Source organism: Patescibacteria group bacterium (assembly GCA_035549555.1).
Taxonomy (GTDB): domain Bacteria; phylum Patescibacteriota; class Microgenomatia; order UBA8517; family UBA8517; genus Co84-156.
Map to the genome: position 1 here is coordinate 1 of DASZQR010000007.1, position 26,031 is coordinate 26,031.

Genomic DNA, 26,031 nt, shown 5'->3' on the forward strand with positions numbered 1-26,031 from the left:
TTTTGATTAATGTCATGAAGAAAGCCAGGTGATTTTTTAAATCGATTCCATTTAAAAAATCTGGAAAAAAATTTAAATAAATTCCTATTAGCTATTTTCAGAAGACAGGAACCGCTGCACCAGATGAAAGGCAACACACCCAGCGCAAGGGATATCACTGCCACCACGCGAGCTATAGGAAATCCAACCCCTTTTTTTGGGTGTCAGGCTGGGGATATTCTTCTTGATTTTCCGCCGTGTCTGGCATGGAGACTGTCGACCCATCAATTAATTTTACAGGGCGATTGCGCCATAACCATTTAGCTGGCACTTGTTCCACTAGCTCGTTACCACATTCTTTGGCAAGACCTGAGAGAACTTCTTCTGGTAATTTGGTGCGTGCTTTGCAATAAGCTGCTGTATTGGCACTGGGAAGTTTTTTCCCTTGACTTGCCAACCAACTAATAATCTGCACAAGACCCATTTGGCACGATTGATCTGCCGAAATAGCTTGTGCTAAAAAACCAAAAATAGTGACATCTGGTGTAAAAATACGTTCCCTGTAAGTGATGTTCTCCATGTGTTTAGCAATCTTCTCAGACGATAAAATATCTTTGAAGGGCAATTCTTTACTTGATCTGAGTGTTTCTAAAGTGAATGTTCATATGCGTCTCCTTACTGTAGGTCTGTTTTTTTGCAAAACCAAACATACACTAATGTGAGACGCATTTCATTAACCTTATGTTTTAAAAGTATAATTTCTTAAGTTAGTGCCATTGGATTCTAGAAGTACTTCCTCATAATGCTTTTATGTATTTGGAAGGCAAAAATCATGAGAATGATTTTCTTCCCGACTTATTTAAGTCATATTTGGAAAAATTAAATCGCATGAAGCTTAAGCTGTATGAAGAGGGCAGAATAATTAAAGATGATGAAATTTTTAAAACTATTGGCTCAAATCCACCCTGGCATATTATTAATGGTTTATTTAGTGAATATAGAGGTTTTGCATATAAAATTAAGCCTCCAATTGAAGGCATCAGGTATATACCTAGTTTCATCGATATTGACCTAAATATTGAAATTCCATTTCAAGAACTATCTTCTGGAGAAAAATATATCGTTTTTCTTACTCTTTGGGCATGCAACCAAATTTTAAACAACGATAGTAAGTTATTGCTTCTAGATGAATTTGATGCTCATTTAAACCCGTCCATGAGCAAGGTATTAATTGATATTTTATTTAATACATTAGTTACTAAATTTGATATTCAAGTAATAATGACTACTCATAGCCCATCGACAATTGCTTATGTAAATGATAATAATCTTTTTTGGATGCAGAAAGATGAAGTCATAAGAAAAAGTTCTCGTGCTGAAATGATTCCGATACTTTCTGACGGTATAATTACAGTTGATAACAGAGCGGCAGACTTAAGCCTCACTTATCAAATTGATTTTCACAAAGGAAAACCTATAGTTTTTGTTGAAGGTATAACAGATAAAATAATTTTAGAATCTGCCTGGAAATCCCTTCATGGAAAATCAATGCCTTTTCATATAATTGATTGCTTTGATTGCTATTTTTTAATTAATATGTTTAGACGAAAGGAAATTTTTAAAAACTATGAAAATCAATTATTTATTGGATTAATGGATTTTGACGATGCGTATTATGAATGGAAAGACAGAGTTAAATACCCCAAGTCTGGATATACACTTTCTGCTTATGATTCTCGCAAGGGACTAATTTATAAAGAAGACAATAATATGGGTTATATGTTATTTCTTCCAGTGCCAGAAATCAGAAGTGATTATGCCGACAAAGATATCAAAGCTTCCTGCTTATCAATCGAATTGCTTTTTTCTAATGACGTAATTGAAAAATATTGTGAAAAAAGCAGATTTGCTGGCGGCGGTGAAACTCTCAAATTTAAAGATAGTTGTAAAGCAGATTTTGCCAATCAAAGCAGGTCATTTGATTCTGAAAAATTTTGTAATTTTCAACCCCTTTTTTCAAATATTATAAACATAATAAAAAACGAAGTAAATTACGATGCTATGCTGCAAGAAACTGAAATGTTTTAACCTAAATTAAGAATCCGACAAATTAAGCTTGGTTTTTTTTCTTATACAGATAACTGAAAAGAAAACCTCTCCTAAAAATACTTTGTATGGAGGTAAGCGATAGCAGCTCAACATATAGCTGACAAACAAGCTGCTATTGCCGAAACCCGTTGTTCTGAACTAGAGAAACAATTGGCAAAGAAGGAAGCTATAACTCTCAAAGAAAAAAATGACCTTGTCTATACGCTCTAAAACTCAGTTTCAGGTATCAATGGACTTGGAGTTTCCTGAGTTTCTGGAGAAGGTGGGTAGTGTTTAAATAACTGTGTCAGCTTTCTTAACGAGGTATACTACCTCAAAATTAGGAGAGCTGAAAATGAATAACAATAAAATCAATCTGAATGAATTTGATTTTAATCAATTCCAACAAGAAGCCATAACAAGACTAAAGTCTGGCCAACCCTTGACAGGTGTTGATGGAGTGATAACCCCTCTAATCAAGCGAATTCTTGAAGCGGCATTAGATGGTGAGATAGAAGCTCATTTAACTGACTGTAAAACTAATGGTTTAACTAATCGCCGCAATGGCAAAACTCCAAAGACAGTTAAAACAGGCACTGGTTCATTCGAATTAGAAACCCCTCGCGATCGTGATGGCAGCTTTGAACCTGAGATTGTCAAAAAACGACAGACTATTTTAAATGAATCTCTGGATAATAAAGTATTATCTTTATACGCCATTGGGATGAGTTATGAGTCTATTACACAGCATCTCCATGAGCTGTATGGACTAGAAGTATCACCCGCAAAGATAAGCCAAATTACTGATAAATTATTGCCTGTTATCGCTGAATGGCGATCTCGCCCACTGGAAGCTATCTATCCTATTGTATTTTTAGATGCAATGCATTTTAAAGTCCGAGAGGAAGGCAAGGTTGTAAGCAAAGCGATTTATTCGATTCTTGGTGTTAATAAAAATGGTCGTAAGGAAATTATAGGTATTTATCTTTCTGAAAGCGAAGGGGCACGTTTTTGGCTAAGCGTTTTAAATGATCTTCGTATTCGTGGAGTAGATGATATTCTAATTGCTAGCATTGATGGCCTGAAAGGCTTTCCTGAAGCTATTGCGGAAGTATTCCCTAAAACAGAAATCCAGCTTTGTGTGGTGCATCAAATCCGCAATTCTCTGAAATATGTTGTTAGTAAAGACCAGAAATCCTTTATGCTTGATTTACGCGAAGTATACCAGGCTTCAAGTTGTGATGTTGCTGAGCAGCATTTACTTGAATTAGGCGAAAAATGGGGCAAGAAATATCCCGCCGTTATCAAATCCTGGCATGCTAATTGGGAAACATTGTCGCAGTATTTTAAATACCCGCAAGAGCTACGCCGTATTATTTACACAACTAATATTATTGAGGGTTTTCATCGGCAAGTCCGTAAGTATACTAAGAGCAAAGGAGCGTTTGTTAGTGAAAACGCGCTAATGAAATTAGTTTACTGCGCCTGTCAGAAAGTCATGGAAAAATGGTATCAACCTATGCATAATTGGGCGCTGATAGCATCACAGTTACAAATTTATTTCGAAGACCGTTTAAATTTAGATCTGAGATAACTTTATGCTGACACAGTTTGATGAACGCTCTCAGAAGGTGAGACTTCAATTTGAGATGATGGCGCGGAAGATGTATTAAAATTAAATGTGTTTGGATTATTTGTTACAGTGGTAGCCAATTGCTTTGTGGGAGAGTCTATTTTGGATGTTGTTGCAGCTTCTACAGGATTGATCTCTCTCGTCTTACGCTCCTTTTCTTCCTTGTTTTTTGTAGTAGCCAGGGCTGCAATTTTTGATTGCATAAATAAAATCTCTTCTTTTTTTCCTATTTCAGTAAAAATAGCCAATGCCGTTGTATAATGTGAAATTGCTTGTGGAAATTTCTTTAATTTTTCACTTGCTGTAGCTAGATTAACATAAGATTCAGCTACTTTTAGATGCATGAGGCCATATATTTTTTTTTGGACTAGGCAAACTTGATAAAATGTATCATAAGCATTTTCTGGATTAGCAGATAAAAAACAATGACCGATAGCAGTTAATAAGTTTGTTCTATGTTCATCAATAATAAATCTATGAGTTGATTCGTTAAAGTCTTCTAAATATCTTAAAATCAGGTGTGCATGACGTTGTAATAAATGCACACGATCATAATCAGCATAAAGTTTCTGTAACTCGGTATATAAGAGATTAGCGATTGGAAAAATATACAGCGATAAAACCATATCTTTTTCATCAAATTTCAACACGGCAACATGATGGTTTCTAATTTCTTGTTGTAAATCTGGAGAGATGGAATAAGCATGAGTGTTTTGATCGTAAGCTAACAACCTCTGGTTTTGTAAAATATCTAATGAAAAAGCGATATTTGTTTTAGATGATAGCAATGCTGACAATAATTGTTCCGGTATAGCTTTAGGATATAAATAAGCACAATATCCCATAATAGCGATAGAGTTCTCATCCATCTGTCCTAAAAGTGATATTTTATCGGGTACTTTTGGGTATTCTGAACCATTTGACTCCGTTGATAGTACTTTGACATCTTTATCTTTAGGTGATTGACAAATTTTACAAAGCTTTTCATATGTTTGGAATATTTTGTTTTGATGGTGTGGAGAGAATATACCATGCTCGAGTTCAGTTGATAAAAGGGTTAAATCATTGCGACAAATATCAACTTGTTTTTTATTAGCTCTAGATGGAACTGTGGTAGAAATAGTCGCTATTAATTCAAAACATGCACTTAGCATATCTTGAGCTGAAGGAAATATAATTGGATTTCGCACTAATGGTACTGGTAAAGGAGCAGTTTTAAAAATAAAAGTGCTGCTCCCTATAACTAATATTTTCTCATGTATAATCTCAAAAGGAATTCTAAAATCATTAACATATGAAAAAACTTGGCTGCCAGGAGACGCGCTGGAAGGAGGGTCTGATTCAGCTCTTATGCCATATCCATTACGTGTTAGAACAGAGGAGTCGTCAAAAGCTGTACCATGGGTGATGATAATATGGCAATCCAATTCAATACCATTGAATCTTCTCTTCAATTTTTTCATGATATTATGGTCATGGCATATTTCAATTCCAATATTAAGTAATTTATTTTGAGTGATTGGTAAACTAAGAACCGTACTGGTAAATTCCCATAAATTCTTTATGCCATAGCTTGTTAGAAGTGTTCCTTCATTAGGCAAGGGAGTTTCACCCATAAATATTAAATTTTTATTGAGATCGCATAATGTATCTTCACCATATTCTTCAATGAAAACTTTGGTGTTAATACCTTTATCAGTTTTTTTTAAAAAAGTTTTCTCGTCAAGTAAGTGCTCCTGGTTAATTACTTTGCCATTTTTAAGCCTATCAGCTACCAATGGCGCCCCTTTTTTTATTAACCGCACCCATTTTCCGTTATAAAAAACAGGAGCAATATTTTGTACGTAAATAGATGATTTACCTATCTTTGTCGATTTTTTTGTCCCCCCTCTATAAAAAAAAGTATGGTCATCACCCAAAGAATCCGTACTAACATAAACTGATCCAGGAATAATTATGACATTGGGATATTTAGCACTTAAGGTGACCATTCGGGTATTAAAGAAATTAAAAACCGTGTCCCTATCCATACATTTTCCGCGACTCTCTGATTCTTCAGTATCAGTAGATATTTCAGCGCCTCTAAAAAAATCCTCTGGACACACTAGCATAATTATTTCGGGATTATTTAAATCGCTTTCTATTATTTGCAGTATATTAGTTAGAACTGCAATCCTATCTTCTAAGCCTATTTCAGTTCTTCTTTTGAAATCCAAAGTTGATTCAATTTGCATTTTTGTTGAATCTGCAAAATCAATAGAATTAGTAGTGTAGAATTGTATTTCTGCAAAGTCAGCCTGTAGCTTCTTTCCAGCGGTTAATTTTTTATCCAAAACAGCATGAGGGAATTTCCAGGAGTATAGAATACCGATTCTTGTTACTAAATCGTTAATATCTTTAAAGGAGTAAATTGTTGATGTATCACGCAACCAGTCTGATAAAACAACATCATTAATTTGAGGATTCCATACGAACCCCTCCGCCGCGGCTATTTTCTCGCATTGACTGGATAATTCTTTTAAGAATGATATATCCAGGATAGTGCTGCCTATCTGTATCATTGTCATCTCCTGCGCGGTGAGATTCGGATTTACAAATGATGGCAGAGCTGGACAGAGCGTGCAATAATAATTCGCTAAGTGGAGTGAGGCTAAGTTGTTTGAAGTTTCGAAGTTAGGATGTAAAGCCTCACATATGACGATAGTAATAAAAAATTCATTCCATCGCTGGAATCATATGAAAATTATCTTGAAAATATCAAATAGAATCCCCAATACTAGTGTATCCCACTTTTAGGAGAAATCATGTCAAATAAAATAAAAATCTGGCTAGCTGTTAAAGCTACTGATGGTGATAGCGCTAATGGATTTACGACCCATGGCACTAGACCTCATTTTGTTTCCTTGCCTAAAATACCTAAAGTATTTGATTATTTATGCGATGTTAAGAATAATTTTTATAGAGTTATAGATCCCACATTTCAATATGGAGATGAAACGGAAATAACTGCTATTCCAGTTGATAAATCAGATAGCATGTGGAAAGAAAATACGCAAATGGGAAAATACATACAGTTGCCATTTTAACCAACATGTAAGAAGAAACATCTAAATGTTTAGCCAATACTGACTAAATGTTTACTATTTATCAATTTATCACAGCATTCGCGAGTGAAGCGAGCTCCTTGCATGGGCTGTATTGCAGTCCATAAAGCGCCTGCACAAGGCTGCATGAAAATCTGCTTGCATAACAGGTGCGCAACAACACCGTGACCCGCCACGGGCTAACGCTTCTGGAATTAATTGTGGCAATTAACATAGGCTCTTGAGAAATCATAATCTCTACTGCCCACCCACTTCTGCCAAACCCGCTTTCAACTGATTGATTATGCATCTGATTTTCAAAGTAACTTGTCAATCATAAGATAGAGAATTACTGTCGCCAACCCCAACACATTCACTTTGAGCTGCTCCCTGTATTAATCGAATTCATCAACCTCTTGACTCCATTTTTAAATAACATAAAATAACGTTATTATATTAGTATCGTTATTTTATGTTATTTATAAGGAATTACCCATGCGTCAAGAACTCATCACCTACGATTTATTTTGCCAAGCCGCTTTAAAGATGCAGGACGATGGTGAAAAAATTTCAGTTCGCACCATCCATAGCCACATTGGCGGCTCATTTGCCAAACTGGCAGTGTTTTTAAAACGCTGGCGAACAGAGCAGTCACATGCTCAATCTCAAGTGGACCATGAAATCTCAACTAATTTGAGACAAGCGATACTGGCGGAAATCGGTAAGGCAAAAGCAGAAACTAAAGCTCAATCAGAAATACAACTTTCTCAAGCTAATGAACAACTGGAAGAAGCGCATGAAGCCTTAGCCAAGCAGGAAATAGCGCTAGAAGAATGTACGCAGCAGATCAGCCAGCTTAAGCAGCAAATTGCCGTAATGAATGAAATGCAAAATCAACAAGCAGAAAAATTCCAGGCTCTCGAAAAGAAGCTGGAGCAAGCGATAGCAGCTCAACATATAGCTGACAAGCAGGCCGCCATTGCTGAAACCCGTTGTTCTGAGCTGGAAAAGCAATTATTGAAAAAAGAGGTTGTAGTCCCCAAAGAAAAAAATGATCTCATTGTAGATGGTTAAGATGATTAATGTTGGGATTTTTTCTGCTCCCAACTTTAATTTAAACGATATTTATCAGCCAGCCAGCCAGCCAGGCTTGACATATTTGTAGCTCGATATATTATTTGATGCTTGTAAGTCGATTACTGCATGACTTTAAACAGCAGTATAAATCAGGCGTAACTACGATGAAATTCCCTGATTGCCATGCTTCTGGTGGTTTCGTAGCTGCACTCGTTTTCTTCGGGTATTCTTCTCATGCCTTCAATAGCTATTCGGCTATTTCTGCTTTCAATTCGATCTTCAATCTTTCACTCTAGTCCTTACCACCGCTGGTGATGGGGTGGCGAGGATAATTCCTCATTGTAATTTGCAGCGTTTTTGCGACCCAAGTAAGCGGCTTCGACAGCTTATAAAATCGTCTCCCAGGAGGCGTCGTTTTCATAGCAATATGAAAATGTCACTTAACTGTTAATGTTGGAATGTTGGCAACAAAGCGTGATGGAAGATAATTCCATCACGTTTACTTTTACAAGATGGTGGGAATACTGTCATTTAGCACCCTAATGCGCCCACCCTAAGCCCCTAAAAGGACCACCCTAAACCCTCTAAAGGACTTTCAATAATCCTTTTAGTGCATAAGCATATGAGCGGATAACAACGCCACCATGTCTGAATGAACATGCGTACATGCAACATCAAAAGGAGATATACCATCAATGGATTTAGATCTCGGATTAGCACCTGCCTGCAATAACAATTGCGCACTTTGCAAAGCATTAATTTGTGCAGCAAAGTGTAATGGTGTTATGTGCGCATAGTCTTCATATCCGTTAGGGCCAAAACCAGATTGCAGTAGTTCAGCAGTTCTTGCTACATCGTCAATTTTCATTGCTTCAATTAATTGTTCCATAAGAGTCTTCCTCAAATTTCATGTTGGTTTTCAATCTCGATCTTCAGCAGGCAAGTTTACTGATGAAGTAGATTCAATATACCGCAAGAGCATTCACAGTGAAATTAGTAGTTATAGCGTTTTTATCAAAATTCTGGAGTATTTTTGTACAAATCTTGCTCGCAGGTTGTGCCAGCTGGGCTCTGATGTCTTTATGCACAACTTTATTCACAATTTCTGTGGATAAGATGGACCTGCAAATTTTTAAGACAAAATCTAAGCAAGAACCTAAATATTATAAGCTAACGACAATAGGTATTATGTGCTGAGAATCACCTCTTACAAAACGAGAAGATATTTTTATCGATCAATGTTTCCTATCAAAAGCAAGATTCGTGATACTGCTTCATAAACTGGTGAGCGCCGCGAACACCTTGTATGGACTTCATGTCCATGGAAGCGCCTGCACAGAGCCATCATGAGAATCTGCCAGCGTTAACAGGCGCGAAAACCGTGCCAGCACGGCCAGCGTTTCTCAAAGCCATTGAGGCGTGAATGAAGGTTTTTGCGAAATGCATCTGCTGCCACAGGCCCATAACCTGCCAAACAATTTCTGTTTGAGGCTGCTATTGTCATAAACTCACGCGTAAAAAACTTAAGAAGGGGCTTAGCGCAAATAGGTTTGTATTGCCTCTTCAGCCCGATAATGCCCCATCTGTTGGCTGACACATTCCACTGCCTTATCCCAAGTCATTCCGACCTGAAGCATCCCCCGCAAGCGCTCCTGCGCGAAAGTGTGGCGCAGCCCATGCAACCCTCTGGAAGTGAAAAAAACTTGTCTGCTCGCCGCACTCCAAATCGCAGATAAATTCAAGCCTGCAGGTAAATCATAATATTGTTTGGTCACCACATTGGGCTGGTTACGCTCTCTAAAATCACGTGGCTGTGGCAGGCGATATTTCGCCAATTCCTCCGCAGTTTTGGACGAAATAGTCGAGACATATTCATGGCCGCCTTTGCCAATAAAACTCACCTTTACCCAGTTTTCTCTACCTGCAAACCGATCGGTATGCAGCTTGTTTAAACGCGCATTTTTAACCGGTCGTTCGGCCTCTAACCTGATGGATGCAAAGTCCTTAGCACGGCATCCAGACTCTTGTAATATTTGCATCGCCAAGCGCTCAGCTGGCGCTGTGATATGTTGTCGGATAGCTTGTATTTGCTCGAAAGCATAAGCCCGAGTTTGACTTGGTTTATCCCGTTTATCGCTGGTTCTGGATGGCACTACCAGGTTTTTAACTAAAGGTAGCGTCCCTAATGCTTTGGCATATCCTTGCACCGTTCGCACTCTGATTTTTTCGCGCAGACGCTGGTCAATATATGCTTGTGCCTGCTGTTGGGTGATGTCTTTCAGGCGAGTAATGCCATGGGCTTTTTGGATAGCTTCAGCTGCTCGCCCCAGGTCGCCTTGATAGCGCTGCACTGTTCTGTCACTCCGTAGAATAGCGCCACTGGCTTTGCTTTTGCCACGATTAGCACGGGCATCAATATATTTTTCTGCTTGCTCTCGCAATGAATATCGCGCGTGTCCTTGAACCCTGGATTGAGCATCAGATTTCTTTGGGTTCATGGTTTAATACTGCCTGCAAATAACGCTGTACGCTATGGTGAGATACCACCAATCCCCTTTTGGCGCGCAACCAGAATTGGATGTCTCGATAAGAGGCGTCTGACTGATACAGAGTGAGAATTTCAGGGTGATATTTTTCAAGTTTGCGTGCACCTGGGATAGGTGAACGGGCAGAAGCTAGCCTGCGCAATTGTTTGATTTCGGCCAGCTCTTTCTGGGCTTCTTCTCTAGTCATGGAATGAAAATTATAAAGCTTCGGAGAGCGTTTCCTGGCAATGCGTCGGACTAGTTTTTCAGGGCTTTCTCCCTTAAGTAAAGCAGTGTTAATAGCACCTATCAGATTGCGACAGACTTGGGAAATTTCATCGGCTGTGAGTCTCATCGTCAGCTGTTGTAAGTGGCAATATAATTGGCTGTTAGTGATGTTACTATTAATTAATTTATCTGTATTATCTGTCGCAAAAGGTTGTCTTGTTTTTACTGTCTCTTTCTTCATAGCAAAATTCCTTGATTTATTTTTTAAATCAGCAATTTATATTGCGTCAAAAAATCTGTACCCTGACGGGCGCAGCCCGTCAGGGTACACTCGTGCTGTTGCTGATTTGGCGATATATTCTACCAAATTTTTAACCGGTAAATTACTGTATTTTTGCTTGAGTTTAGTTCAGGAATTTTGCTAGCCAAATTAGCAGCAGCACACATTACAGTGCACCGAAAATTAGCACCTATTCGTAGTTGTTTTTTTAAATAAACTTTGACCTATTCCCGAAGCTAAAGAGGCACAAAAGTTGCATAAAAACTGATAGACAACCCACAATAAAATACCTATGCTATCTCAGAATAAAATTAGTGAAAAAGGAGTCGACTATGCCGTTAATTAAACCCGTGAACCTGGAAACAGTTTCAGTCAGAGCTAAACTGCCCAAAGCCTTAGATACCGAAATAGAACACTACATTAAATGGGCTGGGGTTACAGACAAAGAATTCTTTCTGGTGGAAGCTGCTAAATATCTGCTAAAGATGGATAAAGATTGGCGAGTTTACAAAGACACTACGAGCAACTAAGCTTCCTAAAATTTAATATTGTCAGACCCTGTTGAACAAAGCTGAAATCATCAAAGTTATCGCTGATATAGCCCAAACCTCTCAGATTTAAAATGAATCTAGTAAGCATCCAGTCACTGGGGCAACGTCAGAGTAGTTTTGTAGAATAAAAATTTAAAAATCGATAATATTTATTGTTATCTTTATTTCAACCTTGGAGTTTAATACATGGTAATAAAACGTAGAACTACAGCAAAGAGCAAATCTGCTGATTTTTCAAAGCAGGTTCGTCAGTTAGAAACCTGTCTGAAACAAGACCAGCTCAGGTTAGAAAAAATCTATCCTAAGGTATTAACCGACATTGATAAATCAATAAAGCAAACTACCATGCAGTTAAAAAAATTGAAGGCGAAGTCTAAGCCAGCAAAGACAGCTAAAAAATCTATCAGTTCGACAAAAGTAAAGCCGGTTAATACTACTGCTCTGGAAAAGCAGTTGGAAATTTTAAAAGCTGAGAAGCTGGTATTGCAGGTGGGTCATAAAAAATTACTGGCTCAGAAAAAAGCACAGCAAAAGTTTGAGAAAATTTGGGCGAAAAAATCCGTTAAGCCGAAAAAAACTCGAAAGAAATCTCATCTAAAAAAATTAACAGCAAAGTCTATCTCTCACCCGGATGATTTACCTGACCTGAGGTAAGTTTTAATGGACTTTAACTTAAAAGGGATTTTTTATGAGAAAACTACTATGGGCAGTAGGCTGCTTGTCGTTGATAAGCATAAATGGTATCGCTGAAGTCAGTGGCAATTATGCTGTTTGTTCACAACCTTATGCGCTGTGCACTACGGCAACCTGCAAGCCTGTACCAGGGAGTAAAAGTCAATCGGTCTGCTCCTGTATTGTTCAAGATGGTGCGTCACTGGGTACTTTGCCCTGTGACAAGCGTAAGCCAACAACCAACAGCCAGGGACAGCAATTGCTATTTTCTAATTTTTCCTTTGAGAATGCAAAGACTAACTGGGTTATGACTTGTAATAGTAATCATCCTTGGACTGATTGTTTAGATAAGCCATGTACTGTCGACCCACAAAATTCTAATCAGGTAACATGTACCTGTGAGATTAAATATACGACCAGCTTTATCACCTTTGGTGGTCAATGCGCTACCGCCAGTTGCGGAACCACCCTTTATTCAGGAGCCACTGCGACTATGCTAGAGCAAGGCAGCCAAGCATTGGTCAGCGCAATGCATTTAGCGAAATCACCTATGCAAAATTGTCCGCTTTGACTTAATGAAATCGACAACTAGTAATCTGGAATCACTGATTGTACCTAGGGGCGATGATTTTACGCATTATCATTATTAGAATTTAGCAAAAACCTAAATTTCTTTTTAACCATAATCCTATGGCCTACATTTTTTTAATTTCCACTTTGCTTTAATGCTGGCGCTCAATAGGACCCAAGCGCCTGGTCAGTTATGAAATGAGGATTAATAGTATGCTCTACTCATAATTAACCAGGAAGGAGGGCTTATAGAGATTCAACCAAATGCAGTCAAAATATAAGCTTTTTATAATCAGTTGATTGTAAATTCAAGCTATAGAGAGACCAATAAAAGATAGACCTGTCCCGCCGTTTTTGTCCTAGATGCCAAAGAAGATTTTTATTACATTTTTGGTTTTCCCCAGCTTGAAAATAAAACAGTTAAGTTTGACCCCCTCCCCAAGGATTGAAATGAAGTATAGTGTGATTAGTTTTATGCCGCATACCGACAATATACCGTTAAGATCATTAACGGATAGGGTGCGATTTTTGCGATTGCTAATTTTTTTTAAGGATGATAATTGAAGCCCTAAATAATTATATCCAAGGAAATTATGCTCATTTTGATGCGCAAGTCAGCGAAAATTTATGTCAAATTCGTGCATATCAACTAATCCAAACTTTGGAAGAAAACAAAGAATATTGTAAAAATAAATTATCTAATTTTATACAACAGGTTAAGGAAATCCAACATCGATGTGAATCTTTATTGGTACAATACGAAGCTTTAAAAAATAAACAACCCAGCCATTACCTAAAATTCATACGTCAGTCGACTACGCTAAAACAAGTGCTTGATGAACACAAGCTTGATGTAAATTTTTTAGAACCAGTATATTTTCTAACCCAAGCTTATGTGCTATCAAAATATAAATTGACTGGGGAATTTGAAACTTCTCATGGTATTGACTATGAAAAAATATGTCAGAGTTTAGGGAATATATCGAAAACTTATGCTCGAAAAATAATACATCGCCTGCAACGCAACCTGTCAGAGTTTTCATGTCAATTCTTGTTTAAGTTGCTATATGGATTAAATGCTGAGCAATATGAACTATGCTTGTTGAAATCCTTATACTTTAAGGATGAGGTTGGGCGTCATGTATTGCCCTGTTATGAAGTAACAAAAATACTGCTTATGCATGCTTTACACAGCAATAAGCATATCCAGGTAGTGGTTGCTAGAATCGCACAGAATGAAAAAGATACCATTGAATTTACTTTACAACCTTCTCAGAAACAAAATTGTTATATTGTGGATTATAAGTCAGTTGGGCAAACAAAGCGCGGAATAATGCTTTTTACTGGGTTGGCTCGTTACAAACAAGAAAGATTGGAATCAAGAGAACATTATTTAAAGCGATTTTCAGCAGCAGGCTTTGAAACTATTGTTCTGTGTAATATGGCGCAGCATCCCCAATACCCAGGGATATTGTTAGATAATAAGAAATATAATCCATACATGGAACTTGACTTGAGCAGTCAGCCACATGATTACTCTAAGAAACGTCGAAGCACAGAAGAAGAATTTTTAAAATATAAGTATTTAGCTGCCCAACTAGGATGTAGCCGAAAAGATGCAGGCTTATTTTTGCTTACGCATATCCGTTGTAATACCGCCACAAATTGAGGTAACGCTACGATTTCCAACACAAAACGAATTGCGCGATTAAGACAAAACCTTAAGGGATGCTTAAATTAATTATTTGGTAATAATGTATTTTTCTAATTTTTGGCATGAGTAACTGAGCCTGTAAGCTTAGTATATAATTCTAACGTTCCAGTAAAAGACCACCATTAATAAAAAATATTAATTTCTTGTTAGGATTATTGAACACTAAGCTTGACAGATCATTACCTTAATTTGGCACATTTGGTACGTATTTCATGGCTTTTCTCCTAGTTTTGTATATTGAGCTTATATGGTATCATTAGCTATTAACTAATTTCAAGGATTCCAATCTAATTCAAGGAGATTAAATAGTAAAAATAAATAACTCACAAAGGTGCTTTGATACGTGTCTTATTCTACGAATGCAATTGTTTATACGAACGAAAAATCTCTACCACGAATAAATATCCCCCACATAAAAAGCGTAAAAAATAAATGGACAAATGATGATGTAATTGAGTTTTACGAGAAGATTCCTATAGATGTTTTACGCAATTGGGCTATTGAAGGAGGATTTGAAGAAGGGTGCGATATTGATTTAGCTTACCCGTATATTGCTGATACCCGTTCTCTTATTGATTTAGGTGGCGGATACGGTCGAGTAACAAATAGACTAATAACTAATGGCTATCAGGGAAAAATTTATATTGTCGAACGCAGCCAAGGTTTTTATGAACACCTAATAAAAAATTTTTCCCAGCGAGCTAATATCACTCAACAAGATATTCAACGTTTCTCTCCCGTACAAAAAGTTGAGGCAATTTTGTGGATGTGGTCTGGAATAGGAGATTTTTCAAAAGAAGAACAATTGCCTATACTAAAACAAATCTGCACTTGGTTGAAACCTGGCGGTACTTTAGTTTTAGAAACAATATTGCACACATGTGTACCAAATAATGCAACAGTTAATGACGGGCGATCTTTTGTAATTTCTACAAAATATGGAACTTTTTATGGTTACAAAGCCTCTTCTGAGGAAATTCAGGAATATGGTGAGCAGCTTGGCTTTAAGTATATTAAGCATATTAATTATTTAACTCCTTTAGGGAGACCTCGTGTCGTACATATTCTGAGTAATACGGTTATTTAATTTTAGATGAAATACGGATACAGCCCCTTAAAAATGGGCTGTTTATGGGGAAATTTTTATTCATACCTTCAGGAGTTTGGATAAAAGTTTTGTCTTCTTCAGGAATTTCTTTGCTCAGCCGAATACCTTTATAATTCTCAGGATCAGTATGGAAAAAATCATATTGTATTTTTTCAACTAAATCAAAAATAGGCGTGTCTCCAAGATTTAATTCATCTAAATGTATATCGACTAAATATTTTGCTAGGAGTGATTTTATTTGATATAAATCAAATATCTTGGTAGAACCTTTTCTTGATTTTGGAGAAAATTCGGTTGTAGTCGGATACTGTAAAGAATAATAAATTGGCCGGGATATTTCTTTCTTAAGAAAATGTGGATGCATAATAATGGGGGCATATTCTTCTAGTTGATATATCGACTCAATACATTCTTGTAATCTGTGAATTGGGGCAGCTTCATCATTTAGAGCAGATGCGAACCCAGGGAATGCACCAGTTCCTATAGCCATCAAATGTTTTACCGTATCAGATATATAGGGATTTGGTTTAATATTACGCTCATTAAGAATCAAAGAAAAAACTAAGTCCCACAAATATTTATTACGAAAAAATTCACTGCCCAGCCAAGCATTTCTATATAAATATAGCGCAAAATCACTCCATTTCTTGTCATCTAATCTATCAAACCATTTTTTGGAAAAAAATAATATCTCGGTTGTCCAGGTTTCTCCGAAATCAGGATGATTGGCTATTTCTCGAAAAATTTCCCAATGATCTAGCAGCGAATTGGGCTTTTCTGCCTTTAACCCAAAAGCACGAGTTAACTTACCGAATCTCATCGTTTCAGAAATTTTGGGCAACATAAATATGGAACGTGATCCCGCTGTCATATTCCAGATAAATATGGGGTTATGAGAACCCATTAAATTTAATACCCGCCAGGTTCCAAACATTTTTCCCGGCTCTATTAATCCATAAAGAGGAATTGTATGGTTTTCCATTACGATGAAAAATTCCGCTAAACGGTTTAAAAGGATGAAAACGGGGTTAGAACCAAGGTTATAATTTATTTTATTTCGGATATTTGCAGGAGTACTACTATCATTTAAATGAATTAGACTGCCCTTATTATCTGGGATATAAAGATGGCCATTTTTTAAAATTTCACTACCAAAATGGTAGCGAGCCTTAAATAAAGTATATTCTGAGCTAGGATTTAGTTCATCTATAATTTTAGCCAGTATACTATTTTTTTGTGCAACATCCTTTCGAACGTCCTTCCACAGCAATTCCTGGATAGTTTGCGTTTCATTATTTGGCATTGAATTCTTTCCTTTGAAATTACAACCTCCATTATATTAACAAATAACCCCCAGAATTAACTAGTATTTTTTGCTAGCTAATTTCATTAATGCAATTTGCTAATTTTTTGTACAATTTTAACTCCAGCTTATATATGGCTTAATATGCTAAGTAATTGTTAAGGATAATATATTGATACAAAAAAATTGGATAATTTACCCTGACAATAATGGCAATTAAAAAACTGCCTGATATTTTCACCCCGTAAATTATTTTTGGGAGCTATTTATCTAGAAGGAAATTTTAACCTCTAACTATGAGCGTAAAACATTAAATGCTGCAAACTGTTTCCTTAATTAATAAACCAAAAAATTCCAAAAGAGCCTTCTCTAATACAAATTATAGCTTCCGGGATACTCCTGAAAAGTATATTGCCTTTCTGAAAATCAACAAAATCGTAAATAGCGATAAAATCTCAAGCAAACAACCTTCTGGGATTCAGCTAAATGAGGGCAATAGTCAGCTTTCAACAGATTCGACAGTGTTTACCAGTACAGAACAGTTGCGCGTCCTTGTTGTAGAAGATAATTTAATAGCCCAAGATTTTCATAAAAAGATGCTAATGGACATGGGGTGCCTGGTTCACACTGCCGAAAATGCAGCGGAAGCAATGGCTATACTGCTGCATAATTCTTATGATCTGATTCTATTGGATATTTGTTTACCCGGCAAAAATGGCTATGAATTAGCAGTTGAAATAAGAAAAATGCAAGAAATAAAGCCTATGATTGCAGCTGTTACTATCAATACTGATAAGAATGTAAAAGTTCAGTGTGACGCAGCTGGAATTGATCAAGTTTTCTGCAAACCCCTGAACAGAGAAAAAATAAATTTGATTCTGGGTAATATTAGTAATGTGAAAAAAAATAGAGTTCTGAACTTATACTCAGAACAGGTATTGCTAGATTATTACGCTGTAGCAATTAAAAATGCCCCTAAACCAGATGGCATGTCTAAATCTCAATATTTTAATTATCTTGCTATTCAATTGTTAGAAGAGATGGGTAATAAGTTCCCAACTCAAGTAGCAATTGATTGCGTAGAATCTTTTATTAAACGTCTTAATCGAAGAAATAACTAGCAATTTTTTATTCATTTATCCTAAAACCACTTTTCAAATGGATTGACTCCGGTTAACCTATTTGAGCAATAATTTCAATCTGCGTGGTGCAGTTCACACTTGCGCCTAAGACCCTATCGTAATTTCAATTTATCCGCAGATTAATTTTACTGGGTGGTCAGGCTAACTATCTATCTTGACCAAGCCGCTTTGAATCGCTATGCGAATAGCTTCTGCATCGGTTTTAGCGCCAAGTTTTTTTAATGCGCCAGAGATGTAGCCGTTGGTCGTTTTTTTGCTGAGATACAAACTCTTAGCAATATCAGTTCTATCCATACCGTTGGCAATCAAGATAAGCATTTGCAACTCGCGATCTGTAAGTTGCACTACTGAGGATAAATTATTTTTTGAAGTAGCATGAAATGAAGCGATGGAATCTGCTATTAATGGGTCAATATAGCGATTTCCAGAATAAACTGTCTGGATTGCATGTATCATGTCTTCGCGCTTTGCATGTTTGCTCAAATAACCGGTTACACCTAGATTTAGCAATCGTGCGGGTACAAGCCCAGTAGTGTAGGCACTAAGGATCAATATCTTTGGCGTTGGTTTATTACGCAGTAAGCGCATTACTGCTTCAAAACCACCCATGCCTGGCATGTTCAGATCCATTAGAATAACATCTGGGTCAAGTTCTCGGACTAAACGAATAGCATCTTCTCCACTTTTAGCCTCGCCAGTTACAACAATGTTTTCAACATCACCTAAAAGTAACTTAATGCTAGTACGTACTAACTCATGGTCATCGACTAGTAAAACCTTTATCACGCAGGTTGCTCCTTGTCGTTATTGAGGTGACAGCGATGCTACAAATCCCGGCAGCCCAACTTTCACATTGCGAGTTACAAATGCTTACCATAGTTGCGAGCGGGTTCAAAAACCTTGAAGCTAACACGGATACAGAAGCAATTCGCATAGCAACTCATGGAATGGTCAAGATTGGCAGCTAATCTGACCACTCAGTAAAATTAAGTGGATGAATTGCTATTTAGGTATTCACTAAATGGAAAAATTTTATTTTGATCTATTGGAAAACCAGGAAGACTTTTTAATATTGAGTAATGATATTGCTTGACTCCTTTCACAATTTTCGCAGGAAATAAATACTTACTCCAATCCCCATTAGTCGCATCTACATATTCATCAAAATTATTGAAATGCGCTATTACCTCTCCTTTTTTCAATGATTCTAGAAGTTCTTTTGGTGCTCCTTCGTACTCAGCTTGTTGTGCAAACTCTCGAATTTCATCCTCAGTTTTAACAATTAGCCATGTTGGGGTACCCGAGTCATCCAAAAATAAAAAGCTACCCGATGCATCTAGTAAATAATAGCTAGACGCTGCAGCATCATTCTTAACCTGATTAAAAAGATCAATAAACACAGGGTCACTTAAACAAATGTTTAATTGTGGAGGTAAATTTTGAAGAACAAATTCTGACAGATCATGAAAGTACTTATCTTGTAGTTCACCAATAGCTTGATTAATCATTTCAGCTAGTGACTGAGTATCTTTTTTTAAAATGAACTTGTGAATTATTCCCTCATTAAAGAGTTGTACAGCAAAAGATTCATCCGCTTGTCCTGTAAGCATAATTTTTTTTATGGGTACGTCAGATAAATTTTTAAGCAGTTCAGCTCCATTCATTTGAGGCATAGCATAATCCACGACAATAACAGAAATTTGACCATAATGATTTCGACTATAGGCTTGTTGAAAAATGTTAGAAATTTTAAGGTTTACTTGGTATTGATTCTCCGCATACTCTTCGGAATCAGGATTTGCTGAAACAATTTCTGACAAAAATTGATTTTGTGTCTTCAGATTTTTTAAAGCGTTCAAGGCTTCCTTTGGATCTAAATATGTTTTATAAGGTATATTGGGATTTAGCTTTAAAATGATACTATTTAGAAAGAATTTGTCATCATCAACAAGCACACATGTAGTTGGATAATATAAACATGAGAGTTTAGATGTTTTCATTTTGTTCATCCTTGACGTTTGTTTTAGGGAATCTAAGAGTAAATTGAGTATAAAGACCAAGTTTCGAGGCGCAACTAATATCGCCTCCTAAATTAGTCATCACCATTCTGCAAAAAGCTAAACCTAGCCCAGTTCCATTGATGTTGGTTGTGTAAAATCTGTCAAAAACTAGAGGAAGCGCTTGTGATGGAATTCCTTTAGCCGTGTCTTTGAAATATAGGATATTATAATGATCCTGAATTTCACACCATATGGATATACTTCCTTTACCTTCTGCTTCTATATAGTATAAAGCATTTTTCATTAAATTGAAAAGTACGTGCTCAATCAATACCTTATCCCCTAAAAATGAAAAATTATGCTGGTTATCCCATTCAATTAATGCTGCTTCGCCGGATTTGAAAGGATAGCGTTGAATTGCTTCACCAATGCAAGTATTGATTTCACATTTTTTATGATTACCAATAAAACCGGCACCTTGCTTAACATTCATAAGAATCATGTCAACGATTGTATTTGAATAATGTGCTTCCGATTGCAAGTCATCCAAAATCGTTGATAGTATCTCATAGTGTTTCGGTGAAATAGGTTTGACTGGAAGACCATGCTCCTTTGCAGATGAGTAACCCTCTATTAAAGTAGGGAAATAATCTTTTACCCCATCAAGACCTACTGCTATTGCGGATAAAGGAGTACGCAATTCGTGAGCCACTGTAGCACCTACTGATTTCATTGCTTCTAATTTTTCTTGTTGAATGGTTGAGGTTCTATAAAGAAAGATTTTACCTGCGACGAAAACAGTGGCGTACGTTGGTAGTGTTTGTAAAAATAAAGTGGGGATTATAATTTTATCCGTAGTAAGAACATAACATATCCAGGAAACGAGGGTGCCTAATGTAACGATAACGAGAAGATCAATCCAATCTACTAACAGCATTAAATAAAATATTCCTGTCATTGTCGTTAAAAGCCAAACAATTGACGAAGAATTTTTAAACAGCATAAAAGTAAAGAAAAATGGAAAACAATAAAATAGTGTAAAATACCAGTATAGCGGAAGGATTCTTTTTAGTTTTTGAGGCCAATATTTATGAAATATCAAAAAAAAGCAGAGCAAGCCTCCAATCAAGCGCAGATATGAATTTTGATATTCATTAGGCGTTACTTTGTTCCATATAAAGTAATATGCGATAAAACTAACAAAGCCAATCACACCAAGCGGAATGAATTGATACTCAGTGTCTTTTGCTTTCCTGGTAATTTTTAACCAGAGTTTTTGAAATAAACCGCGTGTTGATTTCATATTGTTGAACTGAGGAGTTAGATTCAGTTTGATATTAACTTCAAGTTAATTACTGATGGACTATCAGCCCCAATAGTTTACATGAAAAAATAATAAAAACCAAACTGAATATACTGGAATTATCGAAACAAGCAGGAAAAGAAGGTTCAAATAAATTGATAATTATATGCGAAAAATCAATGTGGTTGACCAAAAATGAGGTTATCAAGGTTTATCGATACTTCATTCTTGGCCAATACTACTTGCGCATGTTGCAGGGAAAGAGAGGTTACTGCCAGCAAAATATGCGCTATAAACGCTAAATTACTGAATCAAACTAGGCGTTTTTATTTTAGAACATAATACGACAAAGTCGCAGTAGTTTTCGTCAATCTCTTCCGCAAACAGATCAACCGACGGATTAACAAATATTGATTTACTGGCTTCAACTTTCAAACCGCGTTGTTTTAACCAATTTAATGCTATTTCTTTAGTTTCCCAGGCAATAAAGTGCCGAGGTATAATGGGACCTATGGGTAGTGAGATCAAAAATTTAGCACTTGGATAGGATAGCTGAACATATGTATCCAGGTATTCTTCAGGCTGATATGTGTGCTCTATTGAGTCTTGAAAAATATATAAGTCAAAATCACCTACAAATTCATTTTTATCCATATCCGTTTTTATAAAATCAATTTTTTTATTCCAGGACTTATCCCACAATCCTAGCAAGACTCTTGCGAATGAAAACGCTGATTCATATAGATCACATAAGGCTAAATGAAATTGATTTTCATTTAAAACTAATTCTTTTACATATTTACTGGGCACTCCGAAACCAATATCAGCAGCATTAGTTGGATTTGCCTGCTTTATAAATTCTAAAATTGTTTTTTGTCGGGTTATGTGCCAGCTGCCCTTCAATAAATTATGAATATGTAAAACAACACGATTTTCTGGTGAGTCGTAAACCAAATTTCCCTTCGTAGAAAAAATATCAAGATTATATTCTAAAAAACCCTGAATTATTTCTTTTTTAGTTAAATTTAATTCTGCTAGTAAACTGTTAAACTCTACTGAATAATGTGGATTATCCATAACAGAGTTTGCAAATGCTATTAGTTTTTCCTTTTTCTGTTTTTTGTTGATTAAATCTCTATCAATCCATTGTTGAGACGTGTAATTATAATGTTGTATTGTCATTTTGATACTCCTATCTAAAAGCAATTGATGAGAATTGTATTTATGTACCGCCTTATACCCTTAAAGAAGCTGGTCAGAAAAAACTATATCTAACCAGGTTGAGAGCAGATATGTTAATCTGTTGGCCATTTATACTTGGCCATTCGGATTTTCCATTATCTTTTCTCTTTAAGGCAGCATCTCCTTTTGCATTTGCTCGACAGGCATTTTGATGAACTAACAATAATATATGTAACTTCCAGCTTCGCAACAATGTACAGTAAGATTTTAATTCTTAAGATAACATCACTAATTCGAAAACGTCGATTTAGCAATTGACTCTTAATAGTGAGAGGGATCACTCAATGCTTTATGAAACCTAAATTCAATTTAAGAAAACTATAAGGTATTACTACCATTCAACATTGAATGACAACTATGTTTGTAGATGTTATGCAGATTCACCTAGTCTTTATCTCTAGGATGCAATGGGATATACTATCTGATCCTACGTCCAGGTGAAACATTTTTTAGCACTTTTTGTGGTTTTCTAAAATCTGGGAACAAAATTTGCGGAAACAAACAATCATAGATCAATAGTTTTTTCTTTTACTTTGAATTGAATTTTTATACATTAATAATTTTATTATAGTAGAAAAAAATATATTTTCTTGCAGAAACAAGCAGTAGTTAGAATATTATTTTAAGTATTTGATTGGTTAGAAACTGAAATTAATCAGCAGACAGTATATATAATTTGAGTTTACGGATTTTCATGATCTGCGTACACCTCATCACTCTTCTGAAGAAAAATGTTTATCTGAGCCATGATTATTTGCAAGGTGAGCGCGGCAAAGCTATTTACACAATTAATTTCATTCGTTTTTAACATTTCGATCATTTACCTTTTGAGCAACTTCCTAGACTAGAGCTTCCTACAACATTATATGCAAAAAATAGGAAATTTAAATTTCTTTTTCTAATAAATCAAAGACATAATCCATAGCTAGGAGTGACTCACAAATAGTTTAGAAAATAATTATCAGGAGTTACCATGGAAGATCAAACTTCTAAGAAAATCAATTTAGAACAATATCGCGCACTGTTGAATGCTGTAAGTGATGAAGGGGTAAAATTTATAAATGAAGCAATCCAATCTATGATGCCCGCAGAACATAGGACAACGGAAACCTTTTACAATGTAGTGCTGCATATCGCTGCAAAGGCTATTTGTACTATAAATATTAACGATCAAGAAGCCAGAAAAAGAGGTTCAGATTTTTTTTGTGAAAAGCTACCTAAGCTGGTTAGGGAGGCTCGCGTCCTGCCAGTCCCCGCTATCAGCAAAAACCGGCATTAAGCAGCGTGAACAGCATCATGCGTGCAGTTTAAAAAAATAAGGTCAGCATTTTACGTTATCTAATATTTTGGTGCATTAATAACCCTGCCATTCTCATAAAACTCTTTTATCTGATCTATGGCCGGTTTTAAAACATCCAGCACATCAAATATGCCAGAAATATGCGGAGTTAAAAATATTTTTGGATGACTCCAGAATGGGTGCTCTTCTGGCAATGGTTCATTACCAAATACATCTAAATAAACTTTGTTTAGCTTGTCAGTTTTTAAAATTTTTAACAAATCGTCCTCAATGATATGTCCCCCACGGCCTACATTGATAATGCAACTTTGATCTGGCAATAAACTCATAGTCTGTGCGTTTAATATACCTTCAGTTTCCGAGTTAAGCGGTAGCGCATTGATTAATATGTTAGTCGTTGATAAGAACTCAGAAAAATTATTAATAGTAAATGATTTATTAACAAAGCTTTTCGTAGTTTTTGAAAATCCCTGAACTTTTTTACCCAATTTGATTAAAGTTTCAGCTATTCCTTGACCCACCCGTCCTAACCCCATAATTCCAATATTGTCATTTGCTATAGAGTAAGGTTTTGATCTATCCCATATTTTTAGTTCTTGATTTTTTCGATGTCGACTCATTAACAAGGTATAGTCAAGAATACAATATAGGATGTGCTCTTTCATGCGATCTAATGCCGGTTGATAAATCACTCTACTAAGCGGTATTTTAGATTGTAGCTCCTGGATAACATCATTTACTCCAGCATTTAAAGAAATGACAAATTCTAAGGAGGGAAATTGCTTTAAAATATTTGCTGGTGGAAAAAAAGCAATTGCGTAGTGATAATCTTTATATTGATCTATTGTTTGATTGACGAATAAGTCTATTTGGAAGGGTAATCCCAATGACGAAGCATGGTCTTTTAGAAAATCAACCATTTTTTGTTTTCTTTCGTCTGGTAATTTTTCACTTAAGAGACAGAATATTTTTTTCATTTGCCTAGGCTAAATTTAAAGGGATTATAGTTGACATTGGTATCATATATGTCAATGCCTTCCATGTTTTTAAGATAGTTACTCGCCGCATAAATAAATGGAATGGTGCAGAGCTCAAAAGATAATTTATATAAATAGGATAGTAAATCATATGTTAATATTTCGTGTATTTTAAGAACACCATACCTTGATATGATTGAGCCGATAACTTGATAAGTAAAATCGCCTAAGAAAGTAGATGCGATAGAACGTAACCACAGTGATTTTCCTCTCCAAGCAACCTTCAGCTTAGAAATTAAATACTGATTCACTATAGCACCAAAATATAGTGCAAATAAAAAAGCCACTAAATGACGAGGGTAAGTAAAAATAACTATGTTGAATGCATTCTGATTGGCAATTTTATCTGGTAAGGGTAAAGTTGTTGAGAATAAGCTGAAACAAAAAAAGAGTAATATGCCTACGATACTTAACTGGGTAAGTTGGCGACATCTTTCATATCCATACACTTCGGTGACAACATTTTGTAAGAAAAAAATGAAAGGCAGTAAAAAGAAATCAGCACCAATGAATATCTTTCCTATGATAGGGAAATTAATAAAAGATAAACGTCCGGCAAGTGCCACAAGTGCAATTATCATAGAAGTATAAATAGCGCATATTAACGGATAAGCATTGAGGCTAGTGATTTCTTTGGTATCTAAAATTTTGTTCATGGCAGAGTAATTTCCTGGAAATTTCTTGATCTACTCTAAAAGCACTTTTTGACCCCAAACCAGTTAATAACACAGGGTTTGAGACAATATCTTGTAGTTTTATTTCCATCGCAGAAGATAAGCCATCCGCTTTAGGATAGATCATTAATTTTTCTTCGTTTAATTTTGGGCTCAAAATATTGGTGACGGCCAATAAAGGATCAGTTTTTACAGTTGTTAGAGGTTGTTTATTTTCTTTGAAAGTAGAATATAATTCCTTCAGAAAACTAACCACACTTGCGTCAGTTGATATTGAAAGAGCGCCTATAAAACAGGCATCAACCGGGTGAACTTCACTTATGACTTCTTCATTAATTGAATTAATAGGAATGGTACATCCTGCGCGCCTTCCTCTTATATGAAGAGATAAGTATATCAAATTTCCCTTTTCCTCAACTCCGTCTAAATGATATAAATATCTTTTTCCATATCCCCAGCGAGACCAGGTCAAGAAATAATCTAAAAAGCTGGAACATATTTTATAAAGTGTATGGAACAGGT

The 26,031-nt window shown here is 36.0% G+C and carries 24 protein-coding genes; 11 read left to right on the forward strand and 13 right to left on the reverse strand.

Annotated features, from left to right (window positions below):
• Positions 1–172: 172 nt before the first annotated feature.
• Positions 173–604, reverse strand: a complete 432-nt coding sequence (locus VG895_00480) for a hypothetical protein (GenBank protein ID HWA51518.1) — start codon at positions 602–604, stop codon at positions 173–175.
• Between the two features lie 263 nt (positions 605–867).
• Between VG895_00480 and VG895_00485 the strand changes: the two genes are divergently transcribed.
• Both VG895_00485 and VG895_00490 read left to right on the forward strand, forming a co-directional pair.
• On the forward strand, positions 868–2,067 hold the full coding sequence (locus VG895_00485) for an AAA family ATPase (GenBank protein ID HWA51519.1): 1,200 nt from the start codon (positions 868–870) through the stop codon (positions 2,065–2,067).
• Positions 2,068–2,422: 355 nt separating this feature from the next.
• Positions 2,423–3,661, forward strand: coding sequence for an IS256 family transposase (locus tag VG895_00490; GenBank protein HWA51520.1), 1,239 nt, complete (start codon positions 2,423–2,425; stop codon positions 3,659–3,661).
• Positions 3,662–3,663: 2 nt separating this feature from the next.
• Here the strand turns inward: VG895_00490 and VG895_00495 are convergent, their stop codons facing one another.
• Positions 3,664–6,129 carry a tetratricopeptide repeat protein gene (locus VG895_00495; GenBank protein HWA51521.1) on the reverse strand — a complete coding sequence of 822 codons (2,466 nt, stop codon included), beginning with the start codon at positions 6,127–6,129 and terminating at the stop codon, positions 3,664–3,666.
• A 375-nt stretch (positions 6,130–6,504) separates the two neighbouring features.
• Here VG895_00495 and VG895_00500 point away from each other — a divergent pair, with 375 nt between their 5' ends.
• Together VG895_00500 and VG895_00505 are read left to right on the forward strand one after the other, a co-directional pair.
• Positions 6,505–6,786 carry a hypothetical protein gene (locus tag VG895_00500; protein HWA51522.1) on the forward strand — a complete coding sequence of 94 codons (282 nt, stop codon included), beginning with the start codon at positions 6,505–6,507 and terminating at the stop codon, positions 6,784–6,786.
• Between the two features lie 492 nt (positions 6,787–7,278).
• On the forward strand, positions 7,279–7,857 hold the full coding sequence (locus VG895_00505) for a DNA-binding protein (GenBank protein ID HWA51523.1): 579 nt from the start codon (positions 7,279–7,281) through the stop codon (positions 7,855–7,857).
• 610 nt (positions 7,858–8,467) lie between these two features.
• Here VG895_00505 and VG895_00510 read toward each other — a convergent pair.
• The 3 genes from VG895_00510 to VG895_00520 all read right to left on the reverse strand — a co-directional run bounded on the left by VG895_00510 (position 8,468) and on the right by VG895_00520 (position 10,854).
• On the reverse strand, positions 8,468–8,749 hold the full coding sequence (locus tag VG895_00510; protein HWA51524.1) for an ankyrin repeat domain-containing protein: 282 nt from the start codon (positions 8,747–8,749) through the stop codon (positions 8,468–8,470).
• Between the two features lie 646 nt (positions 8,750–9,395).
• On the reverse strand, positions 9,396–10,358 hold the full coding sequence (locus VG895_00515) for a hypothetical protein (protein HWA51525.1): 963 nt from the start codon (positions 10,356–10,358) through the stop codon (positions 9,396–9,398).
• Positions 10,339–10,854 carry a hypothetical protein gene (locus VG895_00520; GenBank protein ID HWA51526.1) on the reverse strand — a complete coding sequence of 172 codons (516 nt, stop codon included), beginning with the start codon at positions 10,852–10,854 and terminating at the stop codon, positions 10,339–10,341. Before VG895_00520 ends, VG895_00515 begins: the two co-directional genes overlap by 20 nt.
• 371 nt (positions 10,855–11,225) lie before the next feature.
• On the opposite strand from VG895_00520, the gene VG895_00525 reads away from it, so the two are divergent.
• The 5 genes from VG895_00525 (at position 11,226) to VG895_00545 (ending at position 15,487) form a co-directional block, all read left to right on the forward strand.
• Positions 11,226–11,423 (forward strand): hypothetical protein, encoded by a 198-nt coding sequence (locus tag VG895_00525; GenBank protein HWA51527.1) that lies wholly within the window; start codon positions 11,226–11,228, stop codon positions 11,421–11,423.
• Between the two features lie 207 nt (positions 11,424–11,630).
• Positions 11,631–12,098 (forward strand): hypothetical protein, encoded by a 468-nt coding sequence (locus tag VG895_00530; protein HWA51528.1) that lies wholly within the window; start codon positions 11,631–11,633, stop codon positions 12,096–12,098.
• Between the two features lie 34 nt (positions 12,099–12,132).
• Positions 12,133–12,687 (forward strand): hypothetical protein, encoded by a 555-nt coding sequence (locus VG895_00535; GenBank protein ID HWA51529.1) that lies wholly within the window; start codon positions 12,133–12,135, stop codon positions 12,685–12,687.
• Between the two features lie 552 nt (positions 12,688–13,239).
• Positions 13,240–14,355, forward strand: coding sequence for a hypothetical protein (locus VG895_00540; GenBank protein HWA51530.1), 1,116 nt, complete (start codon positions 13,240–13,242; stop codon positions 14,353–14,355).
• 388 nt (positions 14,356–14,743) lie between these two features.
• On the forward strand, positions 14,744–15,487 hold the full coding sequence (locus VG895_00545) for a class I SAM-dependent methyltransferase (protein ID HWA51531.1): 744 nt from the start codon (positions 14,744–14,746) through the stop codon (positions 15,485–15,487).
• On the opposite strand, the gene VG895_00550 is transcribed toward VG895_00545, so the two are convergent.
• Positions 15,480–16,811 (reverse strand): hypothetical protein, encoded by a 1,332-nt coding sequence (locus VG895_00550; protein ID HWA51532.1) that lies wholly within the window; start codon positions 16,809–16,811, stop codon positions 15,480–15,482. The genes VG895_00545 and VG895_00550 overlap by 8 nt on opposite strands.
• A 314-nt stretch (positions 16,812–17,125) precedes the next feature.
• Between VG895_00550 and VG895_00555 the strand changes: the two genes are divergently transcribed.
• Positions 17,126–17,932 (forward strand): response regulator, encoded by an 807-nt coding sequence (locus VG895_00555; protein HWA51533.1) that lies wholly within the window; start codon positions 17,126–17,128, stop codon positions 17,930–17,932.
• Between the two features lie 162 nt (positions 17,933–18,094).
• Here the strand turns inward: VG895_00555 and VG895_00560 are convergent, their stop codons facing one another.
• The 4 genes from VG895_00560 to VG895_00575 all read right to left on the reverse strand — a co-directional run bounded on the left by VG895_00560 (position 18,095) and on the right by VG895_00575 (position 22,438).
• The gene (locus VG895_00560; GenBank protein ID HWA51534.1) at positions 18,095–18,739 is read right to left on the reverse strand and encodes a response regulator; all 645 of its coding nucleotides are present in this window, start codon (positions 18,737–18,739) and stop codon (positions 18,095–18,097) included.
• Between the two features lie 200 nt (positions 18,740–18,939).
• Positions 18,940–19,953, reverse strand: coding sequence for a response regulator (locus tag VG895_00565; protein ID HWA51535.1), 1,014 nt, complete (start codon positions 19,951–19,953; stop codon positions 18,940–18,942).
• A complete protein-coding gene (locus VG895_00570; protein ID HWA51536.1) occupies positions 19,940–21,256 on the reverse strand; it encodes a HAMP domain-containing sensor histidine kinase in 1,317 nt (438 codons plus the stop codon). Before VG895_00570 ends, VG895_00565 begins: the two co-directional genes overlap by 14 nt.
• Positions 21,257–21,559: 303 nt before the next feature.
• Positions 21,560–22,438 (reverse strand): hypothetical protein, encoded by an 879-nt coding sequence (locus VG895_00575; protein HWA51537.1) that lies wholly within the window; start codon positions 22,436–22,438, stop codon positions 21,560–21,562.
• 1,033 nt (positions 22,439–23,471) lie between these two features.
• Between VG895_00575 and VG895_00580 the strand changes: the two genes are divergently transcribed.
• On the forward strand, positions 23,472–23,777 hold the full coding sequence (locus tag VG895_00580; GenBank protein HWA51538.1) for a hypothetical protein: 306 nt from the start codon (positions 23,472–23,474) through the stop codon (positions 23,775–23,777).
• Positions 23,778–23,836: 59 nt separating this feature from the next.
• Here the strand turns inward: VG895_00580 and VG895_00585 are convergent, their stop codons facing one another.
• From VG895_00585 to VG895_00595, 3 genes are all read right to left on the reverse strand, one after another.
• Entirely contained in the window at positions 23,837–24,775 is a 939-nt protein-coding gene (locus VG895_00585; protein HWA51539.1) for an NAD(P)-dependent oxidoreductase, read from the reverse strand.
• On the reverse strand, positions 24,772–25,491 hold the full coding sequence (locus VG895_00590) for a queuosine precursor transporter (GenBank protein ID HWA51540.1): 720 nt from the start codon (positions 25,489–25,491) through the stop codon (positions 24,772–24,774). Before VG895_00590 ends, VG895_00585 begins: the two co-directional genes overlap by 4 nt.
• Positions 25,457–26,031 (reverse strand): hypothetical protein (locus VG895_00595; GenBank protein HWA51541.1); only part of this gene is annotated, 575 nt, incomplete at its 5' end. The genes VG895_00595 and VG895_00590, both read right to left, overlap by 35 nt.